At 66.8% G+C, this 16639-nt stretch carries 12 protein-coding genes; 6 read left to right on the top strand and 6 right to left on the bottom strand.

Annotated features, from left to right (window positions below; all coding sequences use genetic code 11):
• Positions 1-152: 152 nt before the first annotated feature.
• The gene (locus MMF94_RS05590; protein ID WP_241035182.1) at positions 153-983 is read right to left on the bottom strand and encodes a hypothetical protein; all 831 of its coding nucleotides are present in this window, start codon (positions 981-983) and stop codon (positions 153-155) included.
• A gap of 791 nt (positions 984-1774) precedes the next feature.
• Here MMF94_RS05590 and MMF94_RS05585 point away from each other — a divergent pair.
• The 5 genes from MMF94_RS05585 to MMF94_RS05565 all read left to right on the top strand — a co-directional run bounded on the left by MMF94_RS05585 (position 1775) and on the right by MMF94_RS05565 (position 6387).
• Positions 1775-2098, top strand: coding sequence for an AbrB/MazE/SpoVT family DNA-binding domain-containing protein (locus tag MMF94_RS05585; RefSeq protein ID WP_241035181.1), 324 nt, complete (start codon positions 1775-1777; stop codon positions 2096-2098).
• A 389-nt stretch (positions 2099-2487) separates the two neighbouring features.
• Positions 2488-3258 carry a tyrosine-type recombinase/integrase gene (locus MMF94_RS43545; protein WP_338104169.1) on the top strand — a complete coding sequence of 257 codons (771 nt, stop codon included), beginning with the start codon at positions 2488-2490 and terminating at the stop codon, positions 3256-3258.
• Positions 3259-3439: 181 nt separating this feature from the next.
• Positions 3440-4426, top strand: a complete 987-nt coding sequence (locus MMF94_RS05575) for an aldo/keto reductase (RefSeq protein WP_241035180.1) — start codon at positions 3440-3442, stop codon at positions 4424-4426.
• Between the two features lie 131 nt (positions 4427-4557).
• Entirely contained in the window at positions 4558-5430 is an 873-nt protein-coding gene (locus MMF94_RS05570; protein ID WP_241035179.1) for a helix-turn-helix transcriptional regulator, read from the top strand.
• A gap of 189 nt (positions 5431-5619) precedes the next feature.
• A complete protein-coding gene (locus tag MMF94_RS05565) occupies positions 5620-6387 on the top strand; it encodes a carboxymuconolactone decarboxylase family protein (RefSeq protein WP_241035178.1) in 768 nt (255 codons plus the stop codon).
• 279 nt (positions 6388-6666) lie between these two features.
• Here the strand turns inward: MMF94_RS05565 and MMF94_RS05560 are convergent, their stop codons facing one another.
• From MMF94_RS05560 to MMF94_RS05550, 3 genes are read right to left on the bottom strand one after another with little or no spacing between them, the layout of a single operon-like run.
• Positions 6667-7323 carry a response regulator transcription factor gene (locus tag MMF94_RS05560; protein WP_241035177.1) on the bottom strand — a complete coding sequence of 219 codons (657 nt, stop codon included), beginning with the start codon at positions 7321-7323 and terminating at the stop codon, positions 6667-6669.
• Complete coding sequence (locus MMF94_RS05555; protein ID WP_241035176.1) at positions 7320-8525, bottom strand: sensor histidine kinase; 1206 nt, start codon at positions 8523-8525, stop codon at positions 7320-7322. Before MMF94_RS05555 ends, MMF94_RS05560 begins: the two co-directional genes overlap by 4 nt.
• A 43-nt stretch (positions 8526-8568) precedes the next feature.
• Positions 8569-8853 (bottom strand): hypothetical protein, encoded by a 285-nt coding sequence (locus MMF94_RS05550; RefSeq protein ID WP_241035175.1) that lies wholly within the window; start codon positions 8851-8853, stop codon positions 8569-8571.
• A 217-nt stretch (positions 8854-9070) separates the two neighbouring features.
• On the opposite strand from MMF94_RS05550, the gene MMF94_RS05545 reads away from it, so the two are divergent.
• The gene (locus MMF94_RS05545; protein WP_241035174.1) at positions 9071-10612 is read left to right on the top strand and encodes an alpha/beta hydrolase; all 1542 of its coding nucleotides are present in this window, start codon (positions 9071-9073) and stop codon (positions 10610-10612) included.
• Between the two features lie 218 nt (positions 10613-10830).
• On the opposite strand, the gene MMF94_RS05540 is transcribed toward MMF94_RS05545, so the two are convergent.
• Together MMF94_RS05540 and MMF94_RS05535 are read right to left on the bottom strand one after the other, a co-directional pair.
• Complete coding sequence (locus MMF94_RS05540) at positions 10831-12759, bottom strand: eCIS core domain-containing protein (RefSeq protein ID WP_241035173.1); 1929 nt, start codon at positions 12757-12759, stop codon at positions 10831-10833.
• Between the two features lie 2622 nt (positions 12760-15381).
• Positions 15382-16638, bottom strand: coding sequence for an MFS transporter (locus tag MMF94_RS05535; RefSeq protein ID WP_241035172.1), 1257 nt, complete (start codon positions 16636-16638; stop codon positions 15382-15384).
• Position 16639 lies beyond the last annotated feature (1 nt).

Below are 16639 nucleotides of genomic sequence, written 5' to 3'. Positions count from 1 at the left end.
CATTGCACGGTTGACGTCGTTCGCTCCGTCGTCTAGCAGGACGCGGCGCAGCCGGAGGGCTCGGTATCGGCGTACCACCGTCGATCCTGAACTTCATCCCCGTCGTCCACGCGACCGGCGCGGCCCAGATCGCAACGATGGTCTTCAAAGCGTCAGCGCATACCGGCTTCCGCCCAGTCAGCCCAACTGGAGCCGAGCTCGACCGCCACGCCATCATCACCGAGGAAGAAGTGCGCGCTCTCTCGCTCTGGCTGCGACTGCAGGTCCGAGTACTCGGCGTCCAAGGAAAGTACAAGGTCGTATAGCGTGGCAGCTTCTGCTTCACCGGGGACCGCCCTGCTGGCATCTGCAGTAACCAAACTGTTTACTGACACCCGCTCCGCAATATCATTGCGCACCGCAACATATATGTCTGTCTCCGAGAAGTAAGCTCGCAGATACATGACGTCATCGTCTACAAGACGCACTAGCTCGGCCCGACGCGCCCTTATCGAGTCGACGATCGGCAGGTAATACACAAGGGTCAATGTCGCCGGATCTACCAACTGCCCTTGACGGGCCGAAGGCGGATCCTCCAGGTAGGCACACCACTCATCGCCGTCAAAGTAAGCAACATGCACGTACGTCGCTGACGCTGGATGGCCAGCGATCACGGGCAGACTGCCGGCCTGCCGCTTGGCGCGCGTAACCAGGTTCTGCGCGAAGCTGCCAGATCTACCCTTGGCCTCAACGCCGATGGCGACCTGTCGCCCGTAAAAGCCGATGAAGTCCGGCCGCGTTTTCCGACGCGGCCGTCCGGCATGAGCCAGATAAGCATCGTAATGAACGAATCGAGCAACCCGGAAGAAGTCATGAGCAAAGACCTTTGCCTGCGCCTGACCAAGAAAGAAGCTCAGCGCACCTTTCTCCGATGGGTCTAGCCGGGCATATCCATCCGAGCGGAAGTACCCCTTAGCGTTCCGCTGGATTGATGCGCGCATCATCGCGGCACGCCATTGCAACTCGAGGACTGGCGCACGATGGGGGCGTGGCCCAAAAGGAGTGCTACCAATTGTAGAGGCAGCCCATACAAGTCGAGCGGTGGACACTTCATGATAATCGCCATATGGACTCGTGAGTCCATTCGGCAACGGCCCAGGAAAGCCCGTTATGCGGTAGTAGATTGACGCCATTCTTGCAGCATCGGCTGTAGCGCCGACGCCCCTCCCTCCCAAAGCTCCACACAGGCACAGCAGGCCAAGTGACCTGGCGCACTCATCTTGCACCTACACGTGGACGGGGCGGATTGCGCATCGCGTGTGGGTGCGGGCGCATCCTGCCTGACACGTCAGTGGCAGCCTCGGGCGCGCTGCGTGGTTGAAACGTACGAGCGGCGGCTCAAGATCAGCTTGGCCACGGTTCGCCGCCCCCGCGAGAGACGCCAGCGCTGGCCGGTCGAACCTCACCGGAGGCAACAGCCCCGCCGCTCGGTATTGGTCAGCTGAGCAGGACGCGTGTGGTTAGTGCGCAAGTCCCCCCTCGGACACTCAAACATTGCATGCCTGCGACACCTCCCGTACCTGTGTCAGAAGCCGCTTGAACACGCGGACGCGGCAGCTACGCGCCGGCGGTGGTCGTCGTGACCAACGCTGTCATCACACCCCCCTGCTCTCGACGAGGCGTCCACCACCACCGGACGGCCGACCAGCCCATTCGCTCGGAGCGACGGCCGCACCTCGCCGCGGGCTCTCGCTTCCCGAGCTCCCGGTCGCGCGCGACGAACACCGTCTACGGGATGTCCGCCCTTGACGGCGGCGGGCGGATCGCCGACCGCGCGGCGGTCGCCGCGCTGGGCTGGGCACCCGGCACCCGGCTGCACCTCGAGGCCGCCCACACCCACCTCACGCTCAGCGCGACGCCCGACGGCACATTGGCGGTGAAGAACCACCGGTTCCTCTGGCTACCCGCCACAATCCGGCACCGGCTCGGCCTCCGGACCGGCGATCGAGTACTGCTGGCCGCCGATCCCACACCGCAGACGCTCGTCGTCTACCCACCCTCAGCACTTGACCAGCTACTGGCTTACGGGCGCTCGGCCTCGAAGGGCAGTGACCGATGAGTAGCGGTATGTCCGACCGGCAGAGCCCAAGCACCGCCGAGGTAGACGCCGCCCGGATCCTGCTGACACGCCTCGGGCTGAGGGCCGAAGACCTCCTCGACACACCGGTCCCCAACCGACAACACCAACCTTCCACGACTACATCCCGATCGTCGCTGCCGGAGCACGCCCCGGCACCCGCCGCGCCTACAGCAGCTACTGGAACCGGATCAACAAACACTGGGGCGAGCGGCGAATCGACGAACCCACGGCCTCGGAGATCCGCCAGTTCCTGGTCGAGATGCAGTCCGAACTGGTGGTCCGCCGCAGCGGACGCGGCGGCCGCAGCGCCACCGAACACCTGGTCTCAGCATTGCGCTGTCTCTTAGCGACGCGCCCAGGAAGACGGCCTGATCACCGCCGCCCAGAATCCGGCCAAGAAGGTCGACAAGCCGCGCCGACCACCATCGACCCGCCGCGCCGTCGCCGACACCCGCCTCGCGGAGATCGTCCAGATCGCCGCCACCACCGGTGACGATCCGGCCCTCGACGCGCTAATTCTGCGGCTGGACATCGAGACCGCCCGCCGCCGCGGCGGCGCACTCGCGCTGCGCCCGATCGACCTCGACCCTGACCAGTGCCTGATCCAGCTTCGGGAGAAGGGCGACACCACCCGATCGCAGCCGGTCTCGCCCACGCTGATGGGCCAGCTGCTCGCCCACGCCAAGGAACGCGGCGCGGCCGCGACACCAGGAGGCGCGCTGCTGCGGTACCGATCCGGACAGCCGGTCACCCGCCGCCGCTACGACTACATCTGGGCCCGACTCGGCAACCATCTCCCCTGGGTCACCGCCCAAGGCGTCAGCACGCACTGGCTGCGCCACACCACCCTGAACTGGGTCGAACGCAACTTCGGCTACGCCGTCGCCCGCGCCTACGCCGGCCACAACGATCGCGGCAACAGCGCCGGAACCACCACGACCTACTTCCGGGCCGATGTCGAGGAGATCGCTGCGGCCCTCACCGCGCTGACCGGAGAACCCCACCCCCACTGCACCTCGAAAGTGCTCCTCTACCCGGCAGATCTGAGACTTCAGCAATCCCAGTTTGCCATGGTAGCGGGGCACTTTCGTCTGCCCAGACCCCGATACGCCGGACCTCTCATGAAGAGCCAGGGCTAACGATAAGGGGGTCAGTTCCAACGCACTGTTGACATTATGCGCCCAGCCCGCCGGACCAGGGTGGCATCGACAGTACCTGTCCCAGGAGGGCCTCCCCGCCGGCCACAAAGCGAACATAACCTGCTGTAACCAGTTCCGGCTGCAATGGCCCAGACGGCATGTATCGAAGGAGCATTCTCCAATGCAGAAACGCAAACTTGGGCAGCACCTAGAAGTCTCAGCGCTGGGACTCGGTTGCATGGGCATGAGCTTCTTCTACGGTCCGCCCCCGGACCCAGCCGAGATGACGAGGCTGCTGCAGGCTGCGGTTGACCGCGGCGTGACCTTCTTCGACACCGCCGAAGTCTACGGCCCTTTTACAAACGAAGAGCTGGTCGGTCAGGCGCTGGCGCCGGTCCGCGACCAGGTGGTGATCGCCACCAAGTTCGGTCTCAGGCACGGAGAGCACGGGCCGACCCCGACGTCAGGGCTCGATAGCCGACCCGCGCAGATCCGTCGGGTGACCGAGGCCTCGCTCCGGCGTCTGCAAACGAATTACATTGACCTTCTTTACCAACACCGCGTCGATCCCGAGGTGCCCATTGAAGAGGTAGCAGGCACGGTCAAGGAGCTGATCAGCGAAGGTAAGGTCAAGCACTTCGGTTTATCGGAGGCCGGTGCGGCGACGATTAGCCGCGCCCACGGCGTGCAGCCTGTGACGGCGCCGCAAAGTGAATACTCGCTCTGGACGCGAGACCTCGACGCCGAGATCATTCCGACCTTGGAGAGGCTGGGCATCGGTCTAGTGCCGTACAGTCCGCTTGGCAAGGGCTATCTGACCGGCACCATCGACTCCCGAACATCGCTGGCCGACAACGACCTCCGCCGCATGCTGCCGCGCTTCACTCCCGAAGCACGGCAGGCCAATCAAACACTGGTTGACCTGCTGCGGCAGATTGCCGACGACAAGGGAAGCACACCAGCCCAGATCGCTCTCGCCTGGGTGTTGGCGCAGCAGTCGTGGTTCGTACCGATCCCCGGCACGACCAAAATTCATCGCCTGGAGGAGAATGTGGGAGCGCTCGATGTCGAATTGACGTCTGGCGACCTGCAACGCATCGATGCGGCCGCGAACCAAGTCCAGGGTGAGCGCGTACCCGAGCAGTTGAAGTCTCTGTTCGGCCGCTAATACTGCAGTACCGCCGTGCCGGCAGCTGCTCTGGAAGCGTTCGCGGCCGTGCGCACAGGTGGCAGTCCCCACCGAGCCGGGTACCAGCAGACCCACCCCACTTGAGTGTGAGCCGAACTACCGTGGTCGTCATGGACCAGCGTTCCGAGATCCGTGAGTTCCTGGCGTCGCGCCGGGCGCGGATCACTCCCGAGCAGGTGGGGCTGCCGCATGCCGGTAGCCGGCGGGTCCCAGGCCTGCGCCGAGAGGAGGTCGCGATACTCGCCGGGGTCGGCGTCGACTACTACACCCGCATTGAACGCGGGAACCTGCGCGGCGTGTCCGACGGTGTCCTCGAGGCAATCGCACGTGCTCTGCAGCTCGACGAACCGGAACGCACCCACCTGTTCGACCTGGCCCGCGCCGGATCCACGCCGGCCCGGCCGCGTCGACGCCGGTCGCAGAACCAGATTCGTCCCGGCGTGCAGCGCATGGTGGACGCGATGGTCGGCGTCCCGGCGTTCGTCCACAACGGGCGGACCGACGTCCTCGCGGTCAACCCACTGGGTCGGGCGCTCTACGCCCCGATGTTCGACACCGACGTCCGGCCGGTCAACTCGGCGCGGTTCACGTTCCTCGACGGCCGGGCGCGGGAGTTCTACCGGGACTGGGATCGGATCGCCTCGGATGCCGTGGCGATCCTGCACACCGAGGCCGGAAAGCACCCCGACGACCGGGACCTGTCCGACCTCGTCGGCGAACTGTCGACCCGCAGCGACGTGTTCCGCAAGCGGTGGGCCGAGCACGACGTCCGCTACCACGACACCGGCCTCAAACGGCTGCACCACTCGGTGCTCGGTGACCTCGACCTGACCTACGAGGTGGCCGAGCTGCGCGGCGACCAGGATCTAACCCTGTTCGTCTACGGCGCCGAGCCGCAGTCCCCGTCGGCCGACGGGTTGGAGATCCTGGCCAGCTGGGCCGCCAGCCGCGACCAGACCGATGTGGACTCCCCAACGCAGTGACCTCGTCGTCGGGCGACGGCTGGTCCAGCGCAAGACGGCAGTCAGTGCCCTCCGCGCCCAGCACGGATCGGGATCCATTGCCCTGCGGTGTGGTCACAGACTCGGTGTAGCGCGCTGGACGATGCCTACGCCCGGACCGCTCCGTCGACGCATGCGCTCGATACCCCGCCACATCTCGAAGGATTGTAGATGCCACCGAACGACCGAGCCCGCCGCAACCACGACGAGCTGTTTCCCCGCCATGTCTCGACGCTCGCCCGGACCGACCCGGAGCTGGTCGAGGTGTTCGTGAACTTCGCGTTCGACGAGATACTCGAGCACGGGAGTCTCGACCCACGACGGCGGCTGATGGTCCAGCTCGCCTCGATGATCGCCTGTGGGGCGCTGTCGGAGTTCCGGGTGATGGCCGGGGCCGCGCTTACCGCGGGTGTCTCGCCGGTCGAGCTGAAGGAGATCGTCTACCAAGCCGTCCCGTACGCTGGGATGGCGAGAGTGTTCGACTTCCTGCACTCGACAAACGGTCTGCTCACCGAACGAGATATCGACCTGCCCCTGCCGTCGCAGTCGACCAGCTCGCCCGCCGACCGCATGGAGCGGGGTCTCGAGGTCCAGAAGCGAGTGCTCGGCGACGACGCGGTCGACCGGATGTACGCCGGCGCACCCGGCGACGAGCGGCACATCCAGCGTTACATGACAGGGAACGGCTTCGGCGACCACATCGGGCGGTCCGGGATCGATCTGCCGACCCGTGAGCTGTTGACGTTCGCGATGCTCGTCTCGCTCGGTGGCTGCGAGCCACAGGTCAAGGGCCATGTGGCGGGCAACCTCAACGTCGGCAACGATCGCGCGATGCTGCTGAGCGTACTGACCCAGCTGGTGCCGTTCATCGGCTACCCGCGAGCCCTCAACGGCCTACGTGCCCTGAACGAGGCCGCGCCACCGCAGACGGAATCCTGATCGCGCGTTCGCGCAGCTCATCGGGCACTTCCGTGGTGCGGCCATCGTTCCTTGCTTCGGTTGACTTGACGCCTCCATCAAACCGGCTCTTCCGGTTTTGAGTGCGAGGGCTCCGCAGCGCAGTAGGGACCGGTTGGACGACCCGCTCGTGACCAGGGCGATCAGGGCTTGGCTCAGCCGTTGATCCAGCGGACGGCTTGGAGCCGGATCCTCCCTAGGGCAGAACCTGGCCTTGCGCCCCTGAACGCGAGCCAAGCGCAACCGTCGATTCCACGGCCGTCAGGGCGTGGAGAGCCCGGCCCGGAAGGCGTATCGCGCCGCCTCGGTCCGGGTGGTCGCACCGATCTTCGCGAACGCGTTGTTGATGTGTGTCTTCACCGTGGCCGGAGAGACGACCAGAAGTGCCGCGATCTCGGCGTTCGCCAGGCCGTCGCCGATGTACCCGAGCACCTGCTGCTCGCGTGCGGTCAGTCCGTCCTGGGTCGGGTCCGCGGCGCGGGTCGGAGGGTCGGCGGCGAGCGCGGAGACCAGACGACGGGACACGGCGGCGTCGAAGGTGGACTGGCCGGAGGTGGCGGAGCGGATGGCTGCGGCGATCGCGGCACGGCCGCTGTCCTTGGTCAGGTAGCCCCGGGCCCCCGCGGCGAGTGCGCTCGTGACCGACTCGAGGTCGGCGTAGGTGGTGAGCACCAGCACCGCCACGTCCGGATGCTCCGTGGTGATGCGCGCGGTGGCTGCGATCCCGTCCAGCACGGGCATGCGCAGATCCATGAGGACGACGTCGCACGCGACCCGGTCCAGCAGTTCGAGTACCTCGCCGCCGTGTGCGGCCGACCCGGTGACGGTGATGTCCTCGGTCAGTTCGAGCAGTGCCACGAGACCTTCTCGGACCACGGCCTGATCGTCGGCGACGATGACCCGGATGACGGGGCTCATGCGTCCGGCACCTCTGCGACGACCGTCCAACCCGGTCCGTCGGGGCCGGCGGTGAGGTGTCCGCCGACGAGCGCCAGCCGCTCCCGCATCCCGGTCAGGCCGTGTCCGGGGGCGCTGCTCCTCATCGGTGACGCGGTCGAGCTTCCGTTGTGGACGGTCACGCTCACGTCGCCGGGGCGGAACGTCAGAACGACGCTCAGCTCGGCGCCGGGGGCATGGCGAGCGGCGTTGACGAAGGCTTCACGGACGGTGCCGGCCAGCGCCACCTCCACCGCGGCGCGGATCGGTCGTGGACGGCCGACGACGTCGACCTCGGGCGGGTCGCCCAGGCGATCACGGGCGTGCTCGACGGCCAGCTCGGTGAGGGCGTCGGGTAGCGGGAGGGCGTCGCGGCGCAGGGCGGCGACCGCGGCCCGCGCTTCCACTAGCCCGTCGGCGGCCAGGCGCCGGGAGCGGGACACCCGTTCCAGCGCCGCGTCGCGGTCGCCGTGTTCGGCCAGCAGGGCTTCGGCGACCTCCAGCTGGATGCCCAGAGCACCCAGGCTGTGAGCGAGCACGTCGTGCAACTCCCGGGCGATGCGGGTGCGTTCCTCCAGAGCCGCCGCGCGCGCCCGTTCGTCCTGAGCGGCACGGGTCTGTTCGAGCAGCGCCGCCGTCTCGGCCGCACGCCGCTGATGGGTGCGGCGCAGCAGGCCAGACAGGAGGACGATGGCGGTGGTGGCGACGATCACCGTGGCCCGTTGCGGGCCGTCACCGGGCGCCGGCATCGTCGTCGGGAGGAGCGTCGCTGCGATCAGCAGCGCGCTGACCACGACGGTGATCGCGACCGCAGCCAGTGGTCGTACGGCGGGGTGCACGATCAGCATGACCAGGCAGGTGAAGGCGATGGCCAGGCCGGAGGCGTCGACCGGGGTGAACCCGGCGGTGGCGAACCCGGCGGTGGCCGCAGCGGCCGCGCCGGCGGTCAGCGCTACGGCGGGCCAGCCGCGGACCCGAGCATCGGCCACCACGAAGAACAGCCAGCACGCCGTCGCTGCACCGAGCGGCACCCAGGCCCAACCCGCCTCCGGTGGCACCTCGGAGGTCATGAGCATGACGAGGACGACGGCCGTGCCGAGCAGCCGCCCTATCCACCCGTACTCGGGGTCACCCGCCACGAGCCAGGCCCAGACCCGGCCCAGGTCGGAGGTCGTCGCCGGCACGCGCGTCAGTATGCCGTGACCGCCGGCGCCCGGGGCACGGCGATCAACGCCGGCGGTCGCGGGCGTCGCGGGCATCCTCGTCGAGGTAGCGGTCGGCATACCGGCTCACCGCACCCACCGCGCCGGTGCGCCTGCCCATCGCCCGGGCGATGGGCCGGACCATCTGCTTCGCCTTTCGCAGGCGGCCGGCCCGCCGCACCAGCAGGAACACGATGATCAGCAGGGCGATGAGCCCGACCACCACCGCGGCGATGATCAGCCCCCGGACCAGCAGGAACGTCACGATCGTGTGCAGGTCGTCGGCCTGGGAGGCCAGAGTCGTTTCCATACCCCCGACGCTAGGAACGAGCGCAGGTGGAGCGGTACGGCCCGGGGGTGGAGACGTGGGTGGAGAAGACCGATGTCCACCCACGTCTCCACCACCAGGCCGAGCCGCTCCACCTGCGCTCTTTCCTAGCGTCGCCGCCATGAGAGGCATACGTGCGTCCAGTCCGTTCGCGTACCGGCTGCGACACCGTCCATCCGGTCGACGTGCAGCATGCGCGGTGTCGGCTGGGGTGTTACTGCTGGCCGTCGGCGCCTGCGCTGCTCCGGTGCAGCCCGTGGCGGCCCCGGAGCCCGCGAGTGCCGCGCCCGCGCCGGAACTGGCTCCGTTCTACGACCAGCAGATCGTGTTCGAACCGTGCGCGCCGTACGCGACGACGTCGACCGACGAGGCGCTGTTCGCCGACAAGCGGTTCGACTGCGCCCGCGTCGACGTCCCGCTGGACTACGCGGACCCGGACGGACCGCGCGGACAGATCGCGCTGCTGCGAGCGATAGCGCAGGGCGAGCGGATCGGAACGCTGCTGGTGAACCCGGGCGGTCCCGGCGGGTCGGGGATGAACATGGTCGCCATCGCGGCACCGAAGTGGGACGACCTCGGAGTCGGTGACCGGTTCGACGTGATCGGTTTCGACCCCCGTGGCGTCGGCGCGTCCACCCCGCAGGCGGACTGCTACACCGATGCCGAGCAGGACGCCGGGCTGGCCGTGAACGGTGCGATGGTGCCCGCTCCTCGCGTGCCCGACGCGGCGGCGGCGGAGGAGGTGGCGTGGCGCTGTGTGGAGGCCACCGGCGGTGTTGCGGCTCTGACCAGCGTGAGCACCACCAACACCGTCCAGGACATGGACGTGCTGCGCGCCGTGCTCGGTGAGGAGACGCTGTCCTACCTCGGCTACAGCTACGGTTCCGAGCTCGGCGCGGTCTACGCCGAGTCGTTCCCCGAGCGCGTGCGGGCCATGGTGCTCGACGGCGGCGTCGACCCCGAGGCCTCGCCCGCCCGGTTGTCGATCAACCAGTACGCGGCGGCCCAGCAGTCGCTGGAGGCGCTGGCCGCGGAGTGCGCCGAGGGAGCGGACTGTCCGCTGGGTACCGATCCGGCCCGGGTGACCGAAACGTTCCAGGGCATCGTGCGCCCCCTGATCGACGAGCCGTTGCCGACGACCGACGGGCGTGCGCTGTCCTACGACGCGGCGGTGACCGGGGTGCTGGCCGGTCTGCGTGCCGACCGGCTGCGGCCGATGGTGATCGAGGGTCTCCGCGGCGCCGCAGCCGGGCGCGGTGACATACTGCTGCAGCTCAACGACCTGCTGCTCGGACGCCAGGCCGACGGTCGCTACGCCCTCGACCTGGACAGCCTGCTCGCCATCCGGTGCATGGACAACCCGCGACGGACGCCTGCCGAACAGACCGACATGCTCCGGGAGATCCATGCCGCGGCCCCGATGATCGACCCGGGCCGTCCCGTCACCGAGGCGCATCACGAGTGCGAGGCCTGGCCGGCGCAGCCGGACCGCCCCGAGCGGTGGCTGACCGGTGAGGTCGACGTGCCGCCCACCCTCGTCGTCTCGGTCACCGGTGACACGGCGACGCCGTACGAGGGCGGGGTCAGCCTCGCCCGCGCACTCGACGCGAGCCTGCTGACCGTGGAGGGCGACCAGCACGGCATCTCCCTGTTCGGACAGAACGACTGCGTCGACCGCATCGCCATCGACTACCTGGTCGACCTCCGAACCCCGCCGGCCGACGCCCGCTGCGGAGGATGATCGACGGCCCAGAGCAGGCATCGATCACGATTCGAAGAGGACGCGACGCCCCCGATCGTAGATGCTGGCCCGACGCGAGCCGTTGAGCGTGTCGGGCGACTGCCGTCCACGCTGCGCTCGATTTCGAGCCCGTCGACCTCGCAGCTCTTTCGACGTCGGAAAGACCACCACACGCGACCTCACCACGACCGCACGGCAACAAGCGCACAGGTTAAAGATCAAGCTCGGCGTGATCGCCCGGTCGGGTACTGCACATCGCCTCTCGCGATACACACCGACCAAGGCAGCATCGCCTGAGGCCGGATGAAGTCTCTGAGGAGCGTATCCACCAGATCGTCACCCGACATGGCTGTCAATCCGTTCACCAGGGCTTCGTGACCGCCTTGTGCTTCAATGCGCGCAATCTCGAGTATACCGCGGGCGGCGAGGCCGGGAACAATGTGGGGCCCTGCCAGGATATTCCCGTCCAAGTACTCTTGATATTCCTTGATCTCGCCGCGATCCTCCGCTTCCCGCCTCGAAGTTCCTGGGGCGCCACCCGACATGTAGTACATCTTGGAAGGGCCACGGAAGATGCCGCGAGAATAGGACCTTCGAACCTGACTGCCGAACCGTACGCTCCTTGCAAATTCGCGCCTGATCCCATCGACCAGACCGCGGTATTCGGCATTTCTGTTGGTATCAACGCTCAGTGCGGCCAGTGACGTGATATCCGTGATGGTATCAGGACTGATCGAGTGCGAGTCGGCCGCAAGTGCCTCGGACAGGTTGTAGACGAGCTCCTCTACGCGGTCGTCGTCGTCCCCGCGTTCTCCCCAGAACAGTGAAAGCCCAGTGCGAGCCGCGTCCATCTTCTTCTCGGGCGAGTTCATACGGTCCTCGGATTGCCCGCTCCCGTAGGACAGAAGGTTACCCTGCGGGTCGGCGCGTACAGCCGGGTACTCCGGAAACAAGAGGTCGTTGAGCATGATCCAGCCACTCTCGACCAAGCGATCGAGAGGTACGGCTATGCGCGCCGAGCCACTTCCCCCATTGCCGAACCTGGTGTTCCTGAAGGGGGCGCCAGCCTTCTCCATGAAGAAGAAAACAAAACCATGATTGGCCAGGTCATCCTCGTCTGCCAGGGTGTTGTTCTCGGCGCCAGGGGCCGTTTGGTCGAGTTTTCTCTTGGACATCAACTCACCCGTGTCGCCCTGACCGAGCATGACCTCCACGCGGTCCCTGGTGGTGTAATGATGCAGCACCCTCCGCTTGAGCGCTGTCTCGATCTTTCGGCGTACCGGTTCGCGCCACCCGTCGTCCGGCCCGAGTTCTCGGGCCATGGCGGTCACGTTCGACAGCGACTGTTCAGCAACGAAAGACCGACCCTCTTGATCTCCCTCCGGCCAGCCCTCCCAATTGGCTCCAGTTGCAACCATCATGTTGTACTGGTCCGCCTCGATGCCTTCAGTGGCCCAGTTTGCGAGCATGTTCTTCAGTGCACGGCGGTAATCAGCGGCCTCCGCATGGTCGTCATCAGCTTTCCGCTTCACGGCGCTGCTGTAGGAGATCGTGTCGAGTAAATGACTGTCCCCACTGGCGCGCTGGACATCGATCGACAGCGAAGGAGCCAGACCACTCATCACGCTCGGACGACTCACCAGAGTGCGGGTGGTGACCCCAGTCTCGAGCTCAAAGCGGTCCGAAGAACCATAGACGGTGCCAGCGACCCGATCCTCACGCTGCTGGATAAATCGTGTCGATACATCGCCGGTGTCTCCACCCACGCCAACGTGATTGCCAGAGGCGTGGGAAAGGGCCCTGAGCTCACCCGTGGAGGCCGCGGCAGCGCTGTCGTCGTGGACGCGGACGCCGGCGAACTCCGCGCCGAACCGGCCCTTGACGTCAGTGCGGGTCGACACATCGAGGGGGCAACGGCCGGAGCGCTGGATGTCTCGCACGGCTGCATCCCGATCCGCCCCGTGCCCATGCTCTTCCTGCGCCCAATGGTGCCCGGCCCGCCGGAGCATCTCCACCACGGCCCTGTTGCCCACGCTTCGTTGCAGAGCCACCATCTCCGGAGACATACGGCCACCCTGGGGTGCCAGTTGATGCCTCGATGCGCGCTCGTCGCCACCGCGTTCGTTGCCCTCGCGGTTGTCGCGCATGTGCCGCGGGGTCCAGGGCTGCGAGGGCCACGGACTCCGTGCGTACTCCGCCACCAACCAAGGATGCACCGCACCGGGCATCGCGGCTACCCGTCCGGACGCCTGCCGACGCTCCGATAGGCTCTACGCCGTCAGATCTGCCGGGCCCCGGCAAGCTCTTCAGAGCCAGTACCTCGTCAGCCAACGCTCGGTGAACGATCGGGTCTGCGGATCTTGGGCTCGTAAGGCAAGTGCCGCTTCGGCCGGGCGTGACATGGATCGCATCGAGGACTGCGTGGGATTGACCGCATCGAGCGGCCGGTTCTGCGCCATTCACGCAGGTCGTCACTGACGGCTCGAGAGCGGGCTCGACATGCCCGTTGCTGCCGGCCTCCAGCAGCGAGAGGTGGCGGCAGATCCCGGCAGCGACGAGCGCCCACCGGCTCGCAGAACGCGGCAGGCCTCGGCGAGTGCCTGTGCGGGGATCAGCTACGTCGATGAGGTGGTACAGCGGGCCCAGCAACAGGACACATCCGCGCTGGCGTTCGCGGCTCGCAACCGTCGGGCGTCACCGATCTCCGCGGTTACCCCGGGCAGCGATGCCACCGGTTCGACGTGCGATGGGACAGGATCCACGACGTGCACGGTGTGGCCGTCCGAGGCCAGGCACCCGCCGCCGGAAGCCCTGCTCTGCGGCCTTGCGCGGGTTCGGGTGCGGCCCACCGTCGACGACCCGGCACCCGTGCGGCGGGCGCCCGCCCTGATGCAGCTGCCCTGTCGAGCCGCGGCCTACGACCAGCCGCTACGGAGCCCGGCCTTGGCGGCCGGGAGGCAATCAGCTGCTCGTCGGCAGCGTCCAACCGGCCAGCCGGCGCAATGTTTGCTCAGGCATCACGTCAGACACAGGTGCCAGTCTCCTCGATCGGAGTTACACCGTTATTCTTACAGTCCCTAATCATATCTTACTGCGTGAATCTCCACGTCGAGCTGGGAACTCATACGTCGCGCCACGTTGTTCAGATGCCTGGGGTTGGTGTCGTTCTGCGTCGCACTGAAAATAGGTCGCGCGTCGGGGCTCATGTAGCGACCTGATGCGTCGGTTACCTCAAATCGCCCGCTCTTCGTTCCACTCCAAATGCCCTGCAATGCGAGCAGAACCAATTGTGGTCCTCCCGTCGGACTCGAAGCGAGCTGCAACCGTTGGGTGACCCCGCCTGCGAGATGGATTTTCACCGTCGCCGACAATGGAGACATCTATATAGGTGTCGACAGGGTGAGTGGAACAGGAGCAGCTTCCTGGGAAATTCCTTGAGTGGATACCACATGGGGTTGAGTCGGAGCGACATGTCGGCAGCACGCTCCTCGGGGTGCAAATCAGTGGGATCAACACTCTCGCCGTAATCGTACTTCGCCTTCCACTGTTCCATGCGATCCCATACTCCCTGCACCGGAATGGCCGCGCGACGCTCGATCCCGGGCCCATAAGTCCGTTGGATCAACGCCATCGTCGCCCGGTTTCCGACCAACCACTGGATTTCGATCCATCTATCGACAACCGCACCACCATTGTGAGCCGAAAGGGGGGATGGTTGACGCCTCGAGACTGGGAGCCGTTGCGGTCCTCTACCATCGGCAGGTCGGATGCCATCGTGACGCACGATTCATTCCTCCATGTGGACTGGCGCCCTGAACGACGGTTGCTCGCGGTCTGCGCAGATTTCGATTTACCAGTGGCCGAGTGGTCGGCCGATGACGTGACCCTCCGCGCTGGAGATCGCACGCTCACCGCACTTCCGAACTGTTCATTCCACTGATGACCCGACAGATCAGCCTCGCCGTCGATGTTCGCGTCCTGGGCGCCGTCACAGCGGCAGCTTTCAGCGCGCATCCTTCGCATCGAAATGGGCGTAGGTGTGCTCGCGGGAATGCGCCGCACACCATAGGAACGGGCCAAGCAGCAACACACCGCTCGAACCTGGGGCTGGGACAGCAGTCGCAGTTCACCGGGACCAATTGAGTCCGACGATCGTCCATCACAGCAGGAAGTCGCCGCGCACTACGCTCAATACTGAACCATTTCCATGCCGCTCGGCAATAACCCCTGAGGGGCATATTGCTGTAGCTGCCCGGCTCGGCGGCAGTTACACGGGACAATGACTGACATGTCATAGAGCGTGTTCGAGAGGGGTCGGCGCGTCTGCGTGATCACCCGCTTGTCTTGGTCCACCGTGGACCAGCGCCCACGTCGAGGAATTGTGAGCTACCAGTTGCGTGACACTTCGGGGTCCTGGTTGTCCTCAGTCGAGGTTCTGGCCCACAACCTCGACTGACCGGGATCTTCCTGCTCCAGGATCCTGACTGCAGGCTGGCCCGCAGCAGCGAGTCGGGTGTCGCGGTCGCGACGCGCAGACCGCTGCGTAGGCGAGAGCGTGCGGAGAGCGCACTTCGTGCCTCGTTGAACACCGCACCCACCCCGTCGAGACTGGACCCCGCCCGGGGCGGTGTGGCTCCACCCGCTCGCCGAGGCGAGCAGGAAGCTGGCTCGCGCAGCGACGTGTCACCGCGCCGCCCGGGGTGACCAGGGCGTCGCGGGCCGCGGCGACGAGCCACGGCACCGCCAGGCAAGCAACTCAACAATCAAGCTCAGGTGCCGGCCACGTCCCTGGCCGCGACCTGTGCCCCCTGGCGCGCCCGCACCCGCGGGGCGGTCTCCGGGAGGAACAGCGCTGCGACGCCGGATGCCGTGATGAGGCCGGCCGCGAGAAATATCGCCGCCCGCAGGCCGAAGTTATCGGCCAGAACGCCGCCCAGGATCGGCATCAGGAAGGTACCGACAATCACGCCGGCGAAGTTGATCGAGCCCATCGCTGAACCCTGCTCGTCTTCCGGCAGCAGTTCGGAGACCACGGTGGCGGCCGCGAGCGGGATGATCAGGCCGTTGAAGAACGAGCTCAGCGCCAGGAACGTGGCCGCAGCCGCCACGCTGAAGTCGCCGACCGCGAACAGCAGCATGAACACGCCGCTGAGCACGCCGCCGAAGAAGATCGCCGGTTTACGGCCGGTGAAGTCCGAGCAATACGGCAGCAGCAGGGTGCCGGCCACCCCGGCGATACCGAAGACGGACAGGATGGTGCCCGCGGTGACCAGGCTGACGCCGATCTCGTCGGTCAGAAACAGCGTGTTGTACGCAACGCCGACCTGCAGCCAGCCGAGCGCGGCGGCCTGAATGATCATCAGGACGACCACGCTGGGGTACCGGACCACCCCGACCAGCTTGCGCCAGTCGGGCTTCGATCGCTCCCGCGTGGCCACGCCGGCCCGGGGCGGTTCGCGCATGACGAAATACAGCGCCAGCACGACGAAGAAGAAGACGCCACCGATGATGGCGAACGCCGACCGCCACCCGAGGGTCTCGGCCATCTGCGTGATGACGATCGCGCCGATCACGCTGCCGAACAGCGGGTAGCCCATGGTGAACACCGACTGCACGAAGGCGCGCCGCTTGGCCGGGAACTCGGCGGCGAGCACCGCCTGCGAGTTCGGCCACCCGACTCCGTCACCGATCCCGACGAACTCCCGGACGACGAACAGCGACCAGAAGTTCCACGTCCCGCCCATCGCGGCGGTCGCCCCCACGGCGAGGAAGGCGCCGGGCAGCAGAACCCTCCGCCGTCCATAGTGGTCGGACAGCCACCCGGACAGCCAGCTGCTGATCGCCCAGGTGAACGAAGTCCCGGAGACCAGCAGACCCGCCTGCCAGAACGCGAGGCCGAACTCGTCTCGGATGGCCGGCAACACGAATCCGATGCCGACCCGGTTGAGCCCGACCAGCCCCCAGAACGCGGTCAGCAGACCCAGTATTACCCACGGATACATCGAGCGGCCATTGCTCGTAGTCATC

Origin of the sequence: Pseudonocardia alaniniphila, assembly GCF_022524485.1 — a bacterium.
In the GTDB taxonomy this organism is placed as follows: Bacteria; Actinomycetota; Actinomycetes; order Mycobacteriales; family Pseudonocardiaceae; genus Pseudonocardia; species Pseudonocardia alaniniphila.
The sequence above is the reverse complement of the archived record's forward strand: the minus strand, read 5'-3'. Positions and strand labels throughout refer to the sequence as shown.

Excerpts from the sequence above, each read along its gene's own strand:
- MMF94_RS05560 (WP_241035177.1), bottom strand. The coding sequence starts at position 7,323 with ATGAGCCCCGTCATCCGGGTCATCGTCGCCGACGATCAGGCCGTGGTC.
- MMF94_RS05565 (WP_241035178.1), top strand. The coding sequence starts at position 5,620 with ATGCCACCGAACGACCGAGCCCGCCGCAACCACGACGAGCTGTTTCCC.
- MMF94_RS05570 (WP_241035179.1), top strand. The coding sequence starts at position 4,558 with ATGGACCAGCGTTCCGAGATCCGTGAGTTCCTGGCGTCGCGCCGGGCG.
- MMF94_RS05550 (WP_241035175.1), bottom strand. The coding sequence starts at position 8,853 with ATGGAAACGACTCTGGCCTCCCAGGCCGACGACCTGCACACGATCGTG.
- MMF94_RS05540 (WP_241035173.1), bottom strand. The coding sequence starts at position 12,759 with ATGCGCGACAACCGCGAGGGCAACGAACGCGGTGGCGACGAGCGCGCA.
- MMF94_RS05535 (WP_241035172.1), bottom strand. The coding sequence starts at position 16,638 with ATGACTACGAGCAATGGCCGCTCGATGTATCCGTGGGTAATACTGGGT.
- MMF94_RS05590 (WP_241035182.1), bottom strand. The coding sequence starts at position 983 with ATGATGCGCGCATCAATCCAGCGGAACGCTAAGGGGTACTTCCGCTCG.
- MMF94_RS05575 (WP_241035180.1), top strand. The coding sequence starts at position 3,440 with ATGCAGAAACGCAAACTTGGGCAGCACCTAGAAGTCTCAGCGCTGGGA.
- MMF94_RS05585 (WP_241035181.1), top strand. The coding sequence starts at position 1,775 with ATGTCCGCCCTTGACGGCGGCGGGCGGATCGCCGACCGCGCGGCGGTC.